Here is a 15,885-nt window from a genome sequence, read left to right as displayed (position 1 = left end):
CATGGTTCGTCCCGGATTGTATCGTCGTTTCCGCAAGCTCCTGATCGCCAACCGCGGCGAGATCGCCGTGCGCGTCATCCGCACGGCACGCGCGATGGGATTGAAGACTGTCGCGGTCTACTCTGAGGCGGATCGAAACGCGCTGCATGTCGCGCTCGCCGACGAGGCGGTGCTGCTCGGCCCCGCACGCGCCCGCGATTCCTATCTCAACATCGAGCGCTTGATCGAGGCTGCAAGGCAGACAGGCGCCGAGGCGGTTCATCCCGGCTATGGCTTCCTGTCCGAGAGCGCCGAATTCGCGCAGACCTGTCTCGACGCGGGCCTGGTGTTCATCGGGCCGACGGCCGCGATGATCACCGCGATGGGCTCCAAGTCCGGCTCCAAATTCCTGATGGAGCAGGCCGGCGTGCCGCTGGTGCCCGGCTATCACGGCGAGGCGCAGGACGAGGCGACGCTCGCCAATGAAGCCGCGCGGATCGGCTTTCCCGTTCTGATCAAGGCCTCCGCCGGTGGCGGCGGCCGCGGCATGCGCGTGGTCAATGCAGCCGGCGATCTCGCTGATGCCGTCACCAGCGCCAAGCGCGAGGCCAAGGCGGCGTTTGGCGACGACCGTGTGCTGATCGAGAAATTCGTCCAGAACCCGCGCCACATCGAGGTGCAGATCATCGGCGACAGCCACGGCAATCTGGTGTCGCTGTTCGAGCGCGAATGCACCTTGCAGCGTCGGCACCAGAAGGTGGTCGAGGAGGCGCCGTCGCCGACGCTGACGCCGGAGCAGCGGGAGACGGTTTGCGCGGCGGCGAGGCGCGCGGCGGGCGCGGTGAACTATGTCGGCGCCGGCACCATCGAGTTCGTCTCCGACGGCCGCGACGTGTTCTTCATCGAGATGAATACACGCCTGCAGGTCGAGCATCCCGTCACCGAGTTGATCACCGGCGTCGATCTCGTCGAATGGCAGTTGCGCGTCGCCTTCGGCGAAGAGCTGCCGCTGACGCAGGACCAGATCCGGTTGCATGGTCATGCCATTGAGGCCCGCGTCTACGCGGAAAATCCCGCCAAGAACTTCATGCCCTCAGTCGGCACGATCAAGACCTGGCGGCTTCCTGCTGAAACCGGCGGCCTGCGCATCGATGCCGGCTATCGCGAGGGCGATGCGGTCTCGCCCTATTACGACGCGATGCTCGCCAAGATGATTGCCTGGGCGCCGACCCGCGAGGTCGCGATCGAGCGGCTCAACCGCGGCCTGGAGGACACCGACGTCCGCGGCATCGTCAGCAACATCCCGTTCCTGTCGGCGCTGCTGACGCATCCCGACGTCGTGGCGAACGCGATCGACACCGGTTTCATCGAGCGCCATCTGACGCATCTGACCCAGTCAGGGGCGGTGGCCGGCGACGTCGAGCTCTGTGCCGCCGTCGCGGCCATTCTCATCGACGAGCAGACCGTGGCCGTGAAGGAGCAGGGATCGCCGTGGCGCGCATCCGGTTGGATGCCGGTGGGACTGCGGCAGCGCATGTTCTCGTTCCGCCAGGGCGCCGGAGCGGAGTCGCGGACGGTGACGCTGGCCTATGGTCCGGGCGTGCAGCGCCTGTCGATCGAGGGCCGCGAGAGCTCGTTCTCGGTCACTCCGACCGACGACGGCGGCTTCGACCTTGTGCGCGACGGCGTCAAATCCCATGTGGTGGCCGTCATCGAGGGCCACGAGCTGTACCTGCGAACCCGCAACGGCCGTTTCGATCTGCATTGGATCGATCCGTTCGGCGGTGACGACGAGGAGCAGGCCGGCGAGGACAAGATCGTGGCGCCGTTGCCGGGGACCGTGGTGGCGCTGCTCGCGCAGGAAGGTGCGGTCCTGGAGAAGGGCGCGGCGATCCTGACGCTCGAAGTCATGAAGATGGAGCAGACCCTGCGGGCGCCGTTCGCAGGCCGGCTCAAGGCGATCAAGTGCAAGGTCGGCGACATCGTGCAGGAAGGCGTCGAACTGGCGGACCTCGAACCGTCCGCCTGATCCTCGAACCCGAAGAGGTCGGCATGAGCGAAAGCGTGCGCATCATCGAAATGGGCCCGCGGGACGGCCTGCAGAACGAGAAGATGCCGATCAGCGTGGCCGATCGCATCGCCTTTGTCCGTGCGCTGGTGGACGCAGGGCTGACCATGGTCGAGGTCGGCGCCTTCGTCTCGCCCAAGGCAATCCCGCAGATGGTGGGATCGGACGAGGTGATGCGCAGCGTCGCCGCGTTGCCCGGCGAATTCCACGTGCTGGTGCCGAACGTGAAGGGCTATGAGGCGGCGCGCGCCGCGGGCGCCAAGGTGATCTCGGTCTTCACCGCGGCCTCCGAGAGCTTCTCCCGCGCCAACATCAATTGCTCGATCGAAGAGTCGCTGGAGCGCTTCAAGCCGGTGATCGCCCACGCCAAGGCCGACGGCATCCGGGTGCGCGGCTACGTCTCCTGCGCGCTGGGTTGCCCCTATGAAGGCGAGATCAGGCCGCAGGCCGTCGCCAATGTCGCCAAGGCGCTGTGGGACCTCGGCTGCTACGAGATATCGCTGGGCGATACGATCGGCGTCGGCACGCCGCTCAAGGCCAGGCAGATGCTGCGCGCTGTCTGCGACGACGTGCCGGTGACGCATCTGGCGATGCATTTCCACGACACCTACGGCCAGGCGCTGGCCAATCTCTATGCGGGCATGGAGGAGGGCGTCCGCGTCATCGATGCCGCGGCCGGCGGCCTCGGCGGCTGCCCATTCGCGCCGGGCGCGACCGGCAACGTCGCGACCGAGGACGTCGTCTACATGCTCGAAGGCATGGGCATCCGCACCGGCGTCGACATGACGAAACTGCTGGCCGCCACCAACGAAATCAGCCGGCTGCTCGGCCGGCCACCGGTCAGCCGTGTTGCAGCGGCACTGAATGCGAAGATGAGGCGAGTAGCGAATGGCGAATAGGGAAGGCCCATTCGCTATATCCCCTATTCGCCACTCCCCATTCGCCATTCGCCGCCGCGTCAGCGGCTCAGATCCGGCCCCATCACGAGATCCGGCAGCGCCGTCGAGATCTGCGGCACGAAGCAGAGCAGCAGCACGGCGGCCATCATCAGCAGCACGAACGGCAGCGTGCCCCAGATCACCTCCCGCAGCGGGATGTCCGGCGCGACGTTTCTGATGACGAAGATGTTGAGACCCACCGGCGGATGGATCAGGCCCATCTCCATGACGATCGTCATCACCACGCCGAACCAGATGATGTCGAAGTTCGCCGCGCGCAGCGGCGGCAGGATGATCGGCGCCGTCATCAGGATGATCGACACCGGCGGCAGGAAGAAGCCGAGCACGACCACCATCAGCAGGATCGCGGCGAGCAGCTCCCAGCGCGGCAGATGCATCGCGACGATGTATTCCGCCACCGACTGCGAGATGTGCAGGTAGCTCATCACGTAGGAGTACAAGAGCGACATGCCGATGATCAGCATCAGCATGGTCGACTCGCGCAGCGTCGCCTTCATGATCGGCGCGAGGTCGGTCGGGCTCCAGACCCGGTAGATGATCGCAATCAGCACCAGCGCCAGGATGCCGCCGAGACCTGCCGTCTCCGACGGCGTGGCCAGCCCGCCATAGAGCGCAACCATGACGCCGGTCAGCAGCAGCACGAACGGGATCACGCGGGGCAGCACGGAGAAGCGCTGCGCCATCGTGTATTCGTCCTTGATCAGGATGTCCGACCAGGTGCCCGACTTCTCATAGACCGTTTTTGCGCGCGCGTATTCCTGGCGGAAGCGCACGACGGCATAGACGCCGAACAGCGTGACCAGCAGCAATCCGGGGCCGATGCCGGCCAGGAACAGCCGTCCCAGCGATTTCTCCGCGGCGATCGCGAACAGGATCATCGTGATCGACGGCGGCAGCAGGATGCCGAGCGTGCCGCCGGCGGCGATGATGCCGGCTGCGAAGCCGCCGGAATAGCCGCGCTTGCGCATCTCGGGAATGCCGGCCGAGCCGATCGCCGAGCAGGTCGCGGGCGACGATCCCGCCATTGCCGCGAACAGCGCGCAGGCGAACACGTTGGCGACGCCCAATCCGCCGGGCACGCGATGCAGCCAGGCATGCAGAGCAGAATAGAGATCCTGTCCGGCGCGGGAACGGCCGATCGCGGCACCCTTGAGGATGAACAGCGGGATCGACAGCAGCGTGATCGACGCCATCTCCTCGTAGACGTTCTGCGTGACGGTATCGAGCGACGCGGCCGGCATGTAGATGGCCATGAATACGACGGCGACGGCGCCGAGCGCGAACGCGATCGGCATGCCCGCGAACATCGCAAACAGGGTCGAGAGTCCGTAGGCAACCCCAATTCCGAACACGCTCATCGACGCGCTCCGGTCAGCGGGGCCACGATCTGCAGCAGCATCTGCAGGCACAGCAGGGTCATCCCGGCGGCCATCAGGCCGTAAGGAATCGCCAGCGGCGGCGACCACATCGAATTCGAGACCTGGCCATCGACCCAGGCCTCGTGTGTCAGGGTCCAGGATTTCCAGGTGAAGAAGGCACAAAACAAGAAGCTCGCGACGTCGACCAGCCAGAGCCTGATCTTGTTGGCGAGCGGAGACATCAACCCAACGAAGGCTTCGATGCTGACGTGGCCGCGATGCTCCTGCACATAGGCCGCAGTCATGAAGGTGGCGCCGACGAGCAAGAATACGGCGGCTTCGTCCTGCCAGTAGTTGGCGGCCTTGAACAGTGCACGGCCCGCCACGCTGTAGCTCAGGATGACGCAGGCCGCGACCAGTGCAAACGCGGCCAGAACGACGATGATGCGATTGAGTAGCGAGACAACACGCTGGAGCGGCGCCAGCGGTCCGCTGGCGCCGATGGCTGTCGTGGCCTCGGTATCGATAACGGGCGCGTGCATCAATCAGGCCGCGACGTCGGAGGCGAGCTTGAGGAGCTTGGCGCAGTTCGCAGACTTGCCGCCATAGTCCTTCCAGGCCGTGTCACGGGCAATGTCGCGCCATTTGTTGACGGTCCCGACATCGAGTTCCACAACCTTGGCGCCCGCCTTTTCGTAGACTTTTGCAACTTCGATGTCGTCGTCCTGCGCGCCCTTGCGCCCGAACGCCTCCATCTCAGCGCCAACCGCGAGGAGGATGTCCTGCTGGTTCTTCGGCAGCTTGTCGAACGAGGCCTTGGACATCATCAGCGGCTCGAGCATGAACCAGTACGACGCCTTGGCTCCGGAGGTGAGGGCCTTCGACACCTCTTCCAGGCGGAACGAGATCAGGCTGGTCGACGAGGTGATGCCGGCATCGCAGGCACCGGTCTGCATCGCGGTGTAGATTTCGTTCGATGGAACCGACAGCACCGAGGCGCCGGCCGTCTGCAGCACCATGTCCATCTCGCGCGAGCCGCCGCGCACCTTCATGCCCTTGGCATCGTCGGGTGTCACCAGCGGCCGCGATCGGCTGGCGACCCCGCCCGCCTGCCAGACCCAGGTCAGCAGGATGATGCCCTTGTCGGCCAGGAAATCGCTCAGCGTCTTGCCGACCGGCTCGTTCTTCCAGCGCATGCCCTGGTCGTAGGTCGTAACGAGCCCGGGCATCAGCGCGATGTTGGTCTCGGGAACTTCGCCGCCGGCATAGGGCATCGGATAGAGGCTGATGTCGAGCGCGCCCTTCCGCATGGCCGAGAACTGCGCGACGGTCTTGATCAGCGAGGAGTTCGGATAGATCTCGGTCGCGATCTCGCCGCCGGAGCGCTTCGCAACCTCCTCCGAGAACACCCGGCAGAGCCGGTCGCGGAAATCGCCCTTGTCGATGGTGCCGCCGGGAAACTGGTGGGAGATCTTCAGCGTCGTTGCCGCGTGGGCCGTACCGGTTCCAAAACGCAGAATGGCCGGCGCAGCGAGCGCGGATGCGATGACATGACGGCGTGATAGCATGAGATTTCCCCTGGACAACTTTTGGTTGGGTTCCCGACCCCGGTTCGTTGGCGTGACTTATACCAGCCAATTTGCCGGACTTACCTCTAGCCGAACTAGACAGTTCGTTCGAGGCCAAATGCATGGGAAGCGACATAATGCTGCGGCGCACGTGCCGGCCTGTGAATCCCTTGCGCGGGTTGTACTAACATGGCTTTGCCGGGCAAAATTGTGTCGTTGATTCCAGAAGAGGGCGCATTCGAGTCAAATTTGATCGAACAATGATTCTCGTCCGCGCTCGTAACAATCGCCTTCATCGGAACGTCGATGTCCAAGAACGGCGCGTCCGTCGCCGTCGAACCCGTCATACGAAGGAGCGATCATCATGACCAATCGTAGCCGCCTCATCCTCGGAATCTCCGCTGCCGCACTCGCGTTCAACGTGGCCGTCGCGCCGACGGCATTCGCGGAGGACAAGATGAGCAAGGACGATGGGATGAAAAAGGGCGCGATGTCCCACGACGGCATGAAGAAGGACTCGATGGCGAAGGACGCCATGAAGAAGGACGATGCCATGTCCAAGGACGGGATGAAGAAGGACGACGGCATGATGAAGAAGAACTGACGCGTCTCGCACGTCATCGTGCGATGGGACGACCGTATCAGTCCCATCGCCGATGAATGAGGAATCGCAGCGATGCCGGCTGCGACGACACGCAGGTCTCGTGGTGGCAGCGTCGCTGCTTACTTCTTCTTTCCACGGGCCTTGCGCGCGGCATAGCGCGCATCGCGCTTCGCCTTCTGCTCGGCTTCCATCTCGGCCAGGCGGGCGGCTTGTTCTTCCGCCTCGCGCGCAAGCCGGGCACTCTCGGCGGCCTTGGCCTCTTCCTCGAGACGCTTCTGCTCGGCCTTGGCGGCCTCGCGCTCCAATCGCTGCTGCTCGCGGCGGGCGGCGGCGGCTTCGCGCTCCTGCCGTCGCTTCACGACTTCGGGATCGTCCGGTCCCGGCTGCGATTTGAACTTCTGCACGATGCTCTGGCGGGCCTGCTGTGCGGCCTTCTGCCGATCGGCAAATCCAGGTTCCTTGAATCCTCTCATGGAGACGTCGTCACTTCGCTAGTTGGGTGTTCGGTCAGGGGCTGCACGCGCCGCCAGGCAATTCTTCCACGATGTCGTGAACACGAGCGGAGGCCGACGCGAGCCCGTGTGTATAGGATCGCATGCGTCGATGACAAATGCTTTATCGCCGCTCCTCCACATCCGACCTGCCCGGCGCTTGCATGGCGTTCGCCGGAGGCTATGTAAGCAGCCCCGTCGCTGACGCAGGTCGGCGGGCTGTGAGTCGCTTCACGCCTCGCGGCACCAGCGCACCGCCCGGGTGCGACATCCAACGGAGTTGACCGGCATGACCTCTGTTCGCCGTGGGCGCATGGCGCTCGGCCTCGCGCTCGTCGCTCTCGTGGTCAGCGCATGCGTGATGACCGCGGTCCTCGCCCGCCCGAGGCCCGTTTCGGCCGGTGTGCTGGGTTCCGAATGGGAATGCGGGCAGCTGTTCTGGGTGACGAGCTGCACGCGGATCGAGTCGATCTCGCCGGCATCGCGCCAGCAGCAGCAGCAACCGCACGGTGAGGCCGCTGGCCTGCGGGCCGCCTAGGGCACCGATGAGTACGCAGGGGCCGGATAACGGGCGACGCGGCGCCGTGGCGGGACTCGTGTTCGCGGCGGTCGTGGTGGCCTTCGGCTTGTGGTTGGCCCGCAGCCTGACCTCCGCAAGCCGGATGCAGGATTGTCTGATGTCGGGACGAACCAACTGCAACGTGATCGTGCCCGACCGGTGACCGCCGATCAGCTCGAACCGGACCGGCAAGACCGCGCAAGCGAGGTTGCACGATCGGAGCGGCGAATCAGCGTGCGTCTCGGTTAACCTGACGCGGCAGGCTGACTTGGCCGCAAAATAGTCGGGATTTTACCCGTTTGTCGCGCAAATTATGGTGTGTCCGGACCGTACACGCGGAAGCCGGCGAGCCGGAGTCATCAGTCCGCATCGCACCCCGCCCTGTGCGGCAACCAACGCAGACGGCGGGCGATCAAAGGGGTAGGGGAGAATGACGTTGTCCAACCAGAGCACACGGTGGCTGCCCGCGATCGCAATCCTGACCGCGGTCGCGATCCCCGCCCAAGCCGGGGCGCAAACCCAGGACCAGGCTGGTCCTGGCGCCGGGCATTCGCCCCAGGCCCGCTCGCCGGGTGTCATCCGCCAAGCGCCAGCCCAGGGTGGGCAACCGGGCGGCCAGCCCCATGTCCCGATTCCGCGGCAAGCCGGCCCCATGGCCGGCCAGCCGCAGGGAGCACAGCCGGCCGCACCGCCGCGGGCTGCCGTTGCCCCCCAGGGACGTCCGCCGGGAGCCAGCCATGGCTACGCCGCAGGCCCGGGTCCGGCGGCGATCGGGCCGGGACCGGATGCGCGTTATGCGCACGGCAGGGTCGCCGTGCGCGACTATGGTGGGCAGCCTTATCGCGGCCGGATCGGCTGGGAAGGTGGCCGCTGGCGGCACGAGGTTCACAACGGCCGTCCGGGCTGGTGGTGGGACGTCGGTGGCGTCTGGTACTATTATCCCGAGCCCATGGAAGGGCCGCCGACCTACGTGTCGGAGGACTATGCTGACGATGTGGTCTATGCACCGTCGGCGGCCTACGAGGCGCCCCCGCCGGTCGCCTACGAACCGGCGCCGCCGCCTCCGGCCGAAGTCGATCCGGGCGCCAGCGCGCTCGGGGGCGCGATCATCGGCGGGGTGCTCGGCGGCATCCTCACCGGCAAGGCGGGCGGTGCCGCGGCGGGCGCCGTGCTCGGTGGTGCCACCGGCGCTATCGCCGGCGCAACGGCTGCGGCGCGACCGGGCTATTATCTGTCGCAGGGCAATTGCTACTATCGCTATCCGTCGGGAGAGTATGTCGCGGTCGATCCGCGCTCCTGCTACTGAGCCACTGCTGACGGGGCGGAGCGCTGCGGTTGAGCCTGCTCGGCGGACGCGCGGGTCCTGGCCGAATCTCCGCAAAGCTCCGGAGCAGGAGTGGGAGCGAATCTTGATAGACTCCACTTCATTGTTCGAGAGGTGAGAGCTTCGGGGCCATGACCAAGGCGTCCAAGCTGGTTGCCGCCAAGGGCGGAAGGGTTCTCCTGGTCCGACGCCGGGCCGACGGACGCTGGATGTTTCCGGGCGGCCGCAAACGCGCGCAGGAAACGGCGAAGGATTGCCTGAAGCGCGAGATCAAGGAGGAGCTTCCGAAGCTCAAGCTCGGCCGCCTGCGGCTGTGGAAGGAAGTCACCGCCAAGAATAAGCGGTCGGGCCGCAAGATGAGCGACGCCATCTTCATCGCCAAGCATGCCAAAGGGCGCCTGGAGATCGGAGACAAGAAGGAGATCGACCGCGCGGTGTGGCAGAAGCCCTACGGACTCAGCCTGACGCCGACGTCGCGCTACATCCGCGACCAGCTGTTTCCACGAAAGTCGGACTGAACCATCGTATGCTGGGAACATCCCGGCCGCTTGGGCGTTATCTGCCCATGCCTTACGATAGCACAGACAGACAGCCTCGCGTCCTCACGCCGGAGGAGCGTCGGGCGCGTGACGCCACCCGCAGGGCTGATGCCGAGCAGGCCATGCGCGATCACGAGGCGGCCCAGCGGGCCTTTTACGCCAACCGCGAGCGGCTCAGGGCCGAGCGTCTCGCGCGGGAGGCCGCAACCAAGTCGGACTGATGGGAGCTCCGGTCAGCTCGCCTGGCGGCTCCGGAATGCGTTCGCCATCCGCAGGAATGCTTGATCAAGCAGTGCATACATGTCGCCGGTGATGTCGCAATCGAACATCGCGCGGCGCATGCATGTCATCCACTCGTCGCGCTCGGCGTCGCCGATCGGATACGGACGGTGCGCCGACATGATGCAGCGATGCTCGGCCCGCTCGAAATAGAGCGCCGGCCCGCCGAGCCATCCGCTGAGAAATTCGAACAGCAACTGCTTGATCGGACCAAGATCGGCGTCGTGCATCGCCCGGATGCGGCTGGCGCCGGGCTCTTGGTCCATGATGGTGTAAAAGCGCTCCGCCAGACGGCGCACGCCAGCCTCGCCGCCCACGAGCTCGTAGGGCGTCGCTTCGATCACAACTGCTTCTGCTTCGTTGGCTGAATTCGCTGCCGTCATCGCATCTCGTTTCCGCTCGTCCCTCTGCAGCCAACAAGCGGCAGAGGTATGGCGCCTTGATCTGGATCAAGCGGGAAAACGAGCGAGCGTTCGGGCTAGCGAATGCTGGCTTTGACGCGGCGCTGCCGGTCGGTGTCGGCGGCGATCTGGCGCAGCGTCTGTCGGAGCAAAGCGAGGTCGACCGGCTTGGAGAACGGCGGATAGACGTTGAGGCCGAGGATCTTGCCGGCGCGGACCGTGACGTCCCGGGTCTGATCGTCGGAGCCGCTGATGATCAGCACCGGCGTGCGGGATTTGATGTCCGCCAACAGCTGCAACACCTCCGTGCCGGAGCGCTCGCCCAGATTCAGGTCGAGCGTGATGCATTCGAAGCTGCGCCGGCGCAGCACGTTCATCGCGCCGTCGACCGAGTTCACGCCGGTCGTCGCAAAGCCCGCCTGCACGGCGATCTTGCGCAGGATCGACAGATGAACGTCGGCATCTTCGATCACGAGAAGTTCGTTGAGCATGGTCCCCGCGCGGCTGTGTGTCGGCTTCTGATGGACCGGCGGAGCTTAAGAGGGGGTTTCTGATTTCCTCGTAAACATCCAGTCCCGTAGAACAACGGGAGGATCAGCTGCACGCTATCCACCATTGCCGGCGCGGCTCAGAACGGCCGCCGGCCCGGCATCGCGTTGGAGGAGCCCGGCAGATTGGTCGTCGGCGCCGAAGCGGGCGGTGGCGAGCGGCCGCTCGATTGGCGCCAGTGCTGGACGTGCAGGAGGATCCCGGCCACCAACAGCGGCGCGACGGCGGCCACCGCCAGCAGCGGCGACAGCGGCTTGGGGGTGATCATCTCCATCGTCATCTCGCAGACCATCCAGATGGCTGCGGACGCCAGCACGAAGTCGCGGGAGGGGATGCGAAGCCAGTACAGGAAGCCGGTGATGATCGCGGCCGGCGCAATGATCGGTCCGATCATGTAGAAGTTCAGCTCGGGCGGCGTCACGGCGTCGAGGACCATCGATGCCAGCAGCCACAGACTGAGGAACATCACAGCGCCGTCGACGTATCTCATGGCCAATCTCCGCCGCGACATTTTGGCGCAATCTTTGTCCGGTTTATGGCTGTTCCGTCAAGGGCCATGGCGTCCCAGCCGATTTGCAGCCCGTTTTGGCGGATTTTCGCCCGCCATCCCGGCCGCCGACCAGCTCCTTGTTCCATTGCCGGCCCATGCTCAATCCGCCGAGAAGCCGAACGGAACCGACGACGTCCGGAAATCGTCCGGCAGGATCTCGCGCCCGATCGGCGGCGCCGAGCGTGCCGCGCATTTCGGCCGGTGGCAGACTCGGCAGGCGACGCCGATCGGCGTCGGCGCGTTGGCATCAGGCCCGTGGCCGTCGCGGGTGTAGATCAACTGGCCCGCATGCTCGGCGGCGCAGCCGACCGCAATCGCCCGCTCGACGCGGACGGCGCCGTAGGAGCCGCCGCCGGCGGTCACCGTGCGCGCGATCGAGAAGAAGCGGCGGCCGTCCGGCAGCTCCAGCCATTGCGTCACGATCTGGCGCGGCGTCTTGAAGATGCCGTGCACCGACCACAGCGGGCAGGCGCCGCCGTGGCGCGCGAACGGGAAGCCGGCGCCGTCGAGCAGCTTCGAGACGTTGCCGGCGGGATCGACGCGGATCAGGAAGAACGGAATCCGCTCGGCGCCCGGCTTCTGCAGGGTCGTGACGCGATGCGCCGTCTGCTCGAAGCTGGTGCCGAACTGCCGCGCCAGCGCCTCGAGATCATAGGCCCTCGCATCGACGGCCTTCGCGAAGATCGAATAGGGCATGATGATCGCAGCCGCCGCGTAGGCCGCGAGCGCGCGCCGCGCCAAGAGCTCGGCGGTCTTGCTCGCGAACTTGCCGTCCTCCAGCGCTGCGCCGATCTCGGTATCGAGCTCGAGATAAGCGAGCTGCCGGGCGAGCTCGAATTTCAGGCTCGCGCTGTCCAGCGAGTCCTCGATCAGCAATTGCCGCCGGTGCAGGTCGAGCCGCCGCAGCGAGCCGAGCATGACGTTCGGCGGCATGTAGCGGACCTGGAGATTGTGCCGCGCGCGAAAGCGCTCGATGAAGCCGGCCGGCCCCGCCGAGACCTGCGGGGACCCGGTCGGCGGCCCCTGGAAGATGGCCTGGGCGAGGCGCTCGGCGGCATCGTCGAGCTGGGCAAAGTTGTTGCGGCGGGCGGCGAGGAAGCGGCGGACGTCGGCAACAGGATCGTTGGCATCGAAACCGTCATTTCCCGGCCGCGGCGCTGTGCCGGCCAGCGCCGGCGCGCGCTGCTCGGCCAGCGCGAGCTGCTCCTCGCGATACGCCGTGTAGAGGCGCAGGAAGGCTTCGGTCATGCCGGGATAGCTGACCGCGAGGTCGGAAATCTCCAGCGCGGGGATGTCGATGTCGGAGAACATCGGGTCCTTCAGGACCGACTGCATCCGCGCGGTGTGATCGGCACCGCCGTCGCCGGCCAGATCGGCCAGGTCGATCTTGTAGGTCCGGGCGAGGCGCAGCAGCATGTCGGCCGTCACCGGCCTCTGGTTCCGCTCCAAAAGCGCCACGTAAGGCGCTGAGATTTCGAGGTCCGCGGCCATGTCGGCCTGGGTCAGGCCGAGCTCGCGCCTGAGGCGGCGCAGGCGCGGGCCCATGAAGATCGATCGTGCCGTGGCGGTGGTCATGGCCAAATCCCGGTCTTGTAATCTCCTTACAGCTATACACGAGATGTTTGTAAAGTGTGACAAGTTTTCCGCGCAATGTCTGGTCCGCCGTCCCAGCGTGCTTACAACAGGTCCCAGGTTGTCCTTAACCAAGGGATCACGGACATGAATTTCCAACCGCGTGGATTGAGCGATCAGGCCATCCAGGGGCCGGCGTCCTATCAGGCCGAAGTCGAGGCGGCGCGTGCGCTGCTCGAGACCCAGCCGACCTGGAACGGCGTCACCGCCGAGGCCGTGGCGCGCATGCGCCTGCAGAACCGCTTCCGGACCGGCCTCGACGTCGCCCGCTACACCGCCGCGGTGATGCGCGCCGACATGGCCGCCTATGATGAGGACAGCACCAAGTACACGCAGTCGCTGGGCTGCTGGCACGGCTTCATCGCGCAGCAGAAGCTGATCTCGATCAAGAAGCATTTCGGCAAGACCGATCGCCGCTACCTCTATCTCTCGGGCTGGATGATCGCGGCGCTGCGCTCCGAGTTCGGCCCGCTGCCGGACCAGTCGATGCACGAGAAGACCTCGGTGCCCGCGCTGATCGAGGAGCTCTACACCTTCCTGCGCCAGGCCGACTCGCGCGAGCTCAATGATCTGTTCCGCACGCTGGACGCAGCCCGCAAGGCCGGCGACAAGGCGAAGGAGACCGAGATCATCGCCAAGATCGACGGCTTCCAGACCCACGTCGTCCCTGTCATCGCCGACATCGATGCCGGCTTCGGCAATGCGGAAGCGACCTATCTGCTCGCCAAGAAGATGATCGAGGCGGGCGCCTGCGCGCTGCAGATCGAGAACCAAGTCTCCGACGAGAAGCAGTGCGGCCACCAGGACGGCAAGGTCACCGTGCCGCATGACGTCTTCCTGGCCAAGATCCGCGCCTGCCGCCACGCCTTCCTGGAGCTCGGCGTCGAGGACGGCATCATCGTCACCCGCACCGACTCGCTCGGCGCCGGCCTGACGCAGCAGATCGCCTTCTCTAGCCAGCCCGGCGATCTCGGCGACCAGTATAACAGCTTCCTCGACTGCGAGGAGGTGACGCCTGCGAACGCCCGCAACGGCGACGTCATCATCAACCGCGACGGCAAGATGCTGCGGCCGAAGCGGCTGCCCTCCAACCTCTACCAGTTCCGTCCCGGCACCGGTGAGGACCGCTGCGTGCTCGACTGCATCACCTCGCTGCAGAACGGCGCCGACCTCCTGTGGATCGAGACCGAGAAGCCGCATATCGAGCAGATCGCCAAGATGGTCGACCGCATCCGCAAGGTGATCCCGAACGCCAAACTCGCCTACAACAACTCGCCGTCGTTCAACTGGACCCTCAACTTCCGTTGGCAGGTCTATGACGCGATGAAGGAGGCGGGCCAGGACGTCAGCAGGTACAACCGCGCCGAGCTGATGAAGGCGGAGTACGACGACACTCCGCTGGCGAAGGAAGCCGACGAGCGCATCCGCACCTTCCAGGCGGATTCGGCCAAGCGCGCCGGCATCTTCCACCACCTCATCACGCTGCCGACCTACCACACGGCCGCGCTCTCGACCGACAACCTCGCCCGCGAGTACTTTGGCGAGCAGGGCATGCTGGGCTACGTCAAGAACGTCCAGCGCGCCGAGATCCGCCAGGGCATCGCCTGCGTCAAGCACCAGAACATGGCCGGCTCCGACATCGGCGACGACCACAAGGAGTACTTTGCTGGCGACAAGGCGCTGAAGGCCGGCGGCGCGCACAACACGATGAACCAGTTCGGCTGATACAGTCCTGCTGAATTGTTGAACTAACACGACCCGTCTGGAGTGGCACCGCTCCGGGCGGGTTTTGTTTTTGCGCAGGCTTTCCAAGGCGCAACTCGATACTCCCATCATAAGCGCGCTACTCGTGGTCAACGTGCAGCGGCGGCCTCGGACCCCCACCCCTCATGGTGAGGAGCGCCGCCCTTGCGGCGCGTCTCGAACCATGAGGCCACAGCGCGGGCCTCGCCCTTCGAGACGCCCGCCTGCGGCGGGCTCCTCAGGGTGAGGAGCGAAGGTCGTATTCCCGTCGCCATGAGCCGTCAGCCCCCCTTGATCGGCCGCCCTCACCGCTCGCTCAGCGCCAGCCGCGCGCCGAGCAAGGCGAAGCCGCCGGCGAACGCCCGGCGCAGCCACGCCATCACCCGGGGGCGGCTGACGACGCGATCGCGCACCGCTGAGGCGAACAGCCCGTAGACAACGAACACCGCGAACGTCATCGCCATGAACGTGGCCGACAGCTCGAGCATGGCGGCGAGCGGATGCACTTCGTCCGCGGCGATGAACTGCGGCAGGAAGGCGAGGAAGAAGATCGACAGCTTGGGATTGAGGATGTTGATCAGAAACCCGGTCAGCACCACTCGCCCGGCCGAGCGCGCTGCGTCCTTCGCGTCATCCTTGGCCTCCACCGAGAGCGCGCCACGCTCCCCGAGCGTCTGCCAGGCCATGTACAAGAGATACACAACGCCACACCATTTCAGCGCGGCGAAGGCCAGCGCGCTGGTGTGCAGCACGGCGGCAAGGCCAACGATCGCGGCGAGCATCGCCGGGATGATGCCGAGCGTGCAGCCGAACGCCGCGGCGACGCTCATCCGCGACCCCTTCGTCAGCGCCACCGCCAGCGTGTAGAGCACGCCGGTGCCGGGCGAGGCCACCACGATCAGCGAGGTCAAGAGGAAGGCGTAGGACATCGGGAAAGCTCCTTGGGCGAGACGAGGCGCATCAGCCCGCAAGGCGCGGCAGCAGCCTCAGCGCGTCGCCGCGCTCGATCTCGGCGGGCTGCTGATCGCTGAACACGGGTGACGCCACGATGTCAGGGAGCCTTCGCCATTTCAACCGGCTCGGGCGCCCGATGCGGCCGCCGCATCGCCTCGAGGTGAGGACCAGCGGCGTCGGCCTCGCCGCAGCCGGCGAGCATGACCGCGCCGATCGTGAGCCGTGGGCTCGTGCCGCAATGCGACGGCCAGGCGATGATGGCGGCGATGTTGCCGAGGAGGAGAACGGCGAGCAGGACGAGCATGGCCCGCCGTCCTGTTGGCGTGGG

General features: G+C 66.0%; 19 protein-coding genes. 9 read left to right on the top strand and 10 right to left on the bottom strand.

Going from position 1 to position 15,885, the window contains the following annotated elements; translation table 11 throughout:
* Position 1: 1 nt before the first annotated feature.
* Positions 2–2,008, top strand: a complete 2,007-nt coding sequence (locus QW868_RS14095; RefSeq protein WP_316230785.1) for an acetyl/propionyl/methylcrotonyl-CoA carboxylase subunit alpha — start codon at positions 2–4, stop codon at positions 2,006–2,008.
* A gap of 23 nt (positions 2,009–2,031) precedes the next feature.
* Positions 2,032–2,946 (top strand): hydroxymethylglutaryl-CoA lyase, encoded by a 915-nt coding sequence (locus QW868_RS14090; RefSeq protein ID WP_315797369.1) that lies wholly within the window; start codon positions 2,032–2,034, stop codon positions 2,944–2,946.
* Positions 2,947–3,005: 59 nt separating this feature from the next.
* Here the strand turns inward: QW868_RS14090 and QW868_RS14085 are convergent, their stop codons facing one another.
* Genes QW868_RS14085 through dctP form a run of 3 tightly spaced genes read right to left on the bottom strand, consistent with a single transcriptional unit; the run spans position 3,006 to position 5,932 of the window.
* Positions 3,006–4,364: a TRAP transporter large permease gene (locus QW868_RS14085; RefSeq protein WP_315755523.1), complete on the bottom strand. Its 1,359-nt coding sequence runs from the start codon at positions 4,362–4,364 to the stop codon at positions 3,006–3,008.
* Positions 4,361–4,906 carry a TRAP transporter small permease gene (locus tag QW868_RS14080; protein ID WP_315737875.1) on the bottom strand — a complete coding sequence of 182 codons (546 nt, stop codon included), beginning with the start codon at positions 4,904–4,906 and terminating at the stop codon, positions 4,361–4,363. Before QW868_RS14080 ends, QW868_RS14085 begins: the two co-directional genes overlap by 4 nt.
* A 3-nt stretch (positions 4,907–4,909) precedes the next feature.
* A complete protein-coding gene (gene dctP, locus QW868_RS14075) occupies positions 4,910–5,932 on the bottom strand; it encodes a TRAP transporter substrate-binding protein DctP (protein ID WP_315785311.1) in 1,023 nt (340 codons plus the stop codon).
* Positions 5,933–6,296: 364 nt separating this feature from the next.
* On the opposite strand from dctP, the gene QW868_RS14070 reads away from it, so the two are divergent.
* Complete coding sequence (locus tag QW868_RS14070; protein ID WP_315797370.1) at positions 6,297–6,536, top strand: pentapeptide MXKDX repeat protein; 240 nt, start codon at positions 6,297–6,299, stop codon at positions 6,534–6,536.
* Between the two features lie 119 nt (positions 6,537–6,655).
* Here QW868_RS14070 and QW868_RS14065 read toward each other — a convergent pair whose 3' ends face one another.
* Positions 6,656–7,009, bottom strand: a complete 354-nt coding sequence (locus QW868_RS14065) for a DUF6481 family protein (RefSeq protein WP_315737878.1) — start codon at positions 7,007–7,009, stop codon at positions 6,656–6,658.
* A gap of 307 nt (positions 7,010–7,316) precedes the next feature.
* Between QW868_RS14065 and QW868_RS14060 the strand changes: the two genes are divergently transcribed.
* From QW868_RS14060 to QW868_RS14040, 5 genes are all read left to right on the top strand, one after another.
* The gene (locus tag QW868_RS14060; RefSeq protein ID WP_315755520.1) at positions 7,317–7,565 is read left to right on the top strand and encodes a hypothetical protein; all 249 of its coding nucleotides are present in this window, start codon (positions 7,317–7,319) and stop codon (positions 7,563–7,565) included.
* A 46-nt stretch (positions 7,566–7,611) separates the two neighbouring features.
* Positions 7,612–7,749: a hypothetical protein gene (locus QW868_RS14055; RefSeq protein ID WP_315755519.1), complete on the top strand. Its 138-nt coding sequence runs from the start codon at positions 7,612–7,614 to the stop codon at positions 7,747–7,749.
* Positions 7,750–8,016: 267 nt separating this feature from the next.
* Complete coding sequence (locus tag QW868_RS14050; protein WP_315797371.1) at positions 8,017–8,892, top strand: hypothetical protein; 876 nt, start codon at positions 8,017–8,019, stop codon at positions 8,890–8,892.
* 149 nt (positions 8,893–9,041) lie between these two features.
* Positions 9,042–9,428: an NUDIX hydrolase gene (locus QW868_RS14045; protein ID WP_315712048.1), complete on the top strand. Its 387-nt coding sequence runs from the start codon at positions 9,042–9,044 to the stop codon at positions 9,426–9,428.
* A 47-nt stretch (positions 9,429–9,475) separates the two neighbouring features.
* A complete protein-coding gene (locus QW868_RS14040; protein ID WP_315737880.1) occupies positions 9,476–9,670 on the top strand; it encodes a hypothetical protein in 195 nt (64 codons plus the stop codon).
* Positions 9,671–9,682: 12 nt separating this feature from the next.
* On the opposite strand, the gene QW868_RS14035 is transcribed toward QW868_RS14040, so the two are convergent.
* From QW868_RS14035 to QW868_RS14020, 4 genes are all read right to left on the bottom strand, one after another.
* Positions 9,683–10,111, bottom strand: coding sequence for a group II truncated hemoglobin (locus tag QW868_RS14035; protein WP_315737881.1), 429 nt, complete (start codon positions 10,109–10,111; stop codon positions 9,683–9,685).
* Between the two features lie 95 nt (positions 10,112–10,206).
* Complete coding sequence (locus tag QW868_RS14030) at positions 10,207–10,620, bottom strand: response regulator (protein ID WP_315737882.1); 414 nt, start codon at positions 10,618–10,620, stop codon at positions 10,207–10,209.
* A gap of 137 nt (positions 10,621–10,757) precedes the next feature.
* A complete protein-coding gene (locus QW868_RS14025) occupies positions 10,758–11,168 on the bottom strand; it encodes a hypothetical protein (protein ID WP_315737883.1) in 411 nt (136 codons plus the stop codon).
* Positions 11,169–11,327: 159 nt separating this feature from the next.
* The gene (locus QW868_RS14020; RefSeq protein ID WP_315774705.1) at positions 11,328–12,803 is read right to left on the bottom strand and encodes a short-chain fatty acyl-CoA regulator family protein; all 1,476 of its coding nucleotides are present in this window, start codon (positions 12,801–12,803) and stop codon (positions 11,328–11,330) included.
* Between the two features lie 144 nt (positions 12,804–12,947).
* On the opposite strand from QW868_RS14020, the gene QW868_RS14015 reads away from it, so the two are divergent.
* A complete protein-coding gene (locus QW868_RS14015) occupies positions 12,948–14,585 on the top strand; it encodes an isocitrate lyase (protein ID WP_316180017.1) in 1,638 nt (545 codons plus the stop codon).
* Positions 14,586–14,908: 323 nt separating this feature from the next.
* Here QW868_RS14015 and QW868_RS14010 read toward each other — a convergent pair whose 3' ends face one another.
* Positions 14,909–15,532 (bottom strand): LysE family translocator, encoded by a 624-nt coding sequence (locus QW868_RS14010; RefSeq protein WP_316230784.1) that lies wholly within the window; start codon positions 15,530–15,532, stop codon positions 14,909–14,911.
* Positions 15,533–15,654: 122 nt separating this feature from the next.
* Positions 15,655–15,861 carry a hypothetical protein gene (locus tag QW868_RS14005; RefSeq protein ID WP_315774708.1) on the bottom strand — a complete coding sequence of 69 codons (207 nt, stop codon included), beginning with the start codon at positions 15,859–15,861 and terminating at the stop codon, positions 15,655–15,657.
* Positions 15,862–15,885: the final 24 nt, after the last annotated feature.

Origin of the sequence: Bradyrhizobium sp. SZCCHNR1051 (genome assembly GCF_032489615.1) — a bacterium.
Classification (GTDB): domain Bacteria; phylum Pseudomonadota; class Alphaproteobacteria; order Rhizobiales; family Xanthobacteraceae; genus Bradyrhizobium.
The sequence above is the reverse complement of the archived record's forward strand: the minus strand, read 5'-3'. Positions and strand labels throughout refer to the sequence as shown.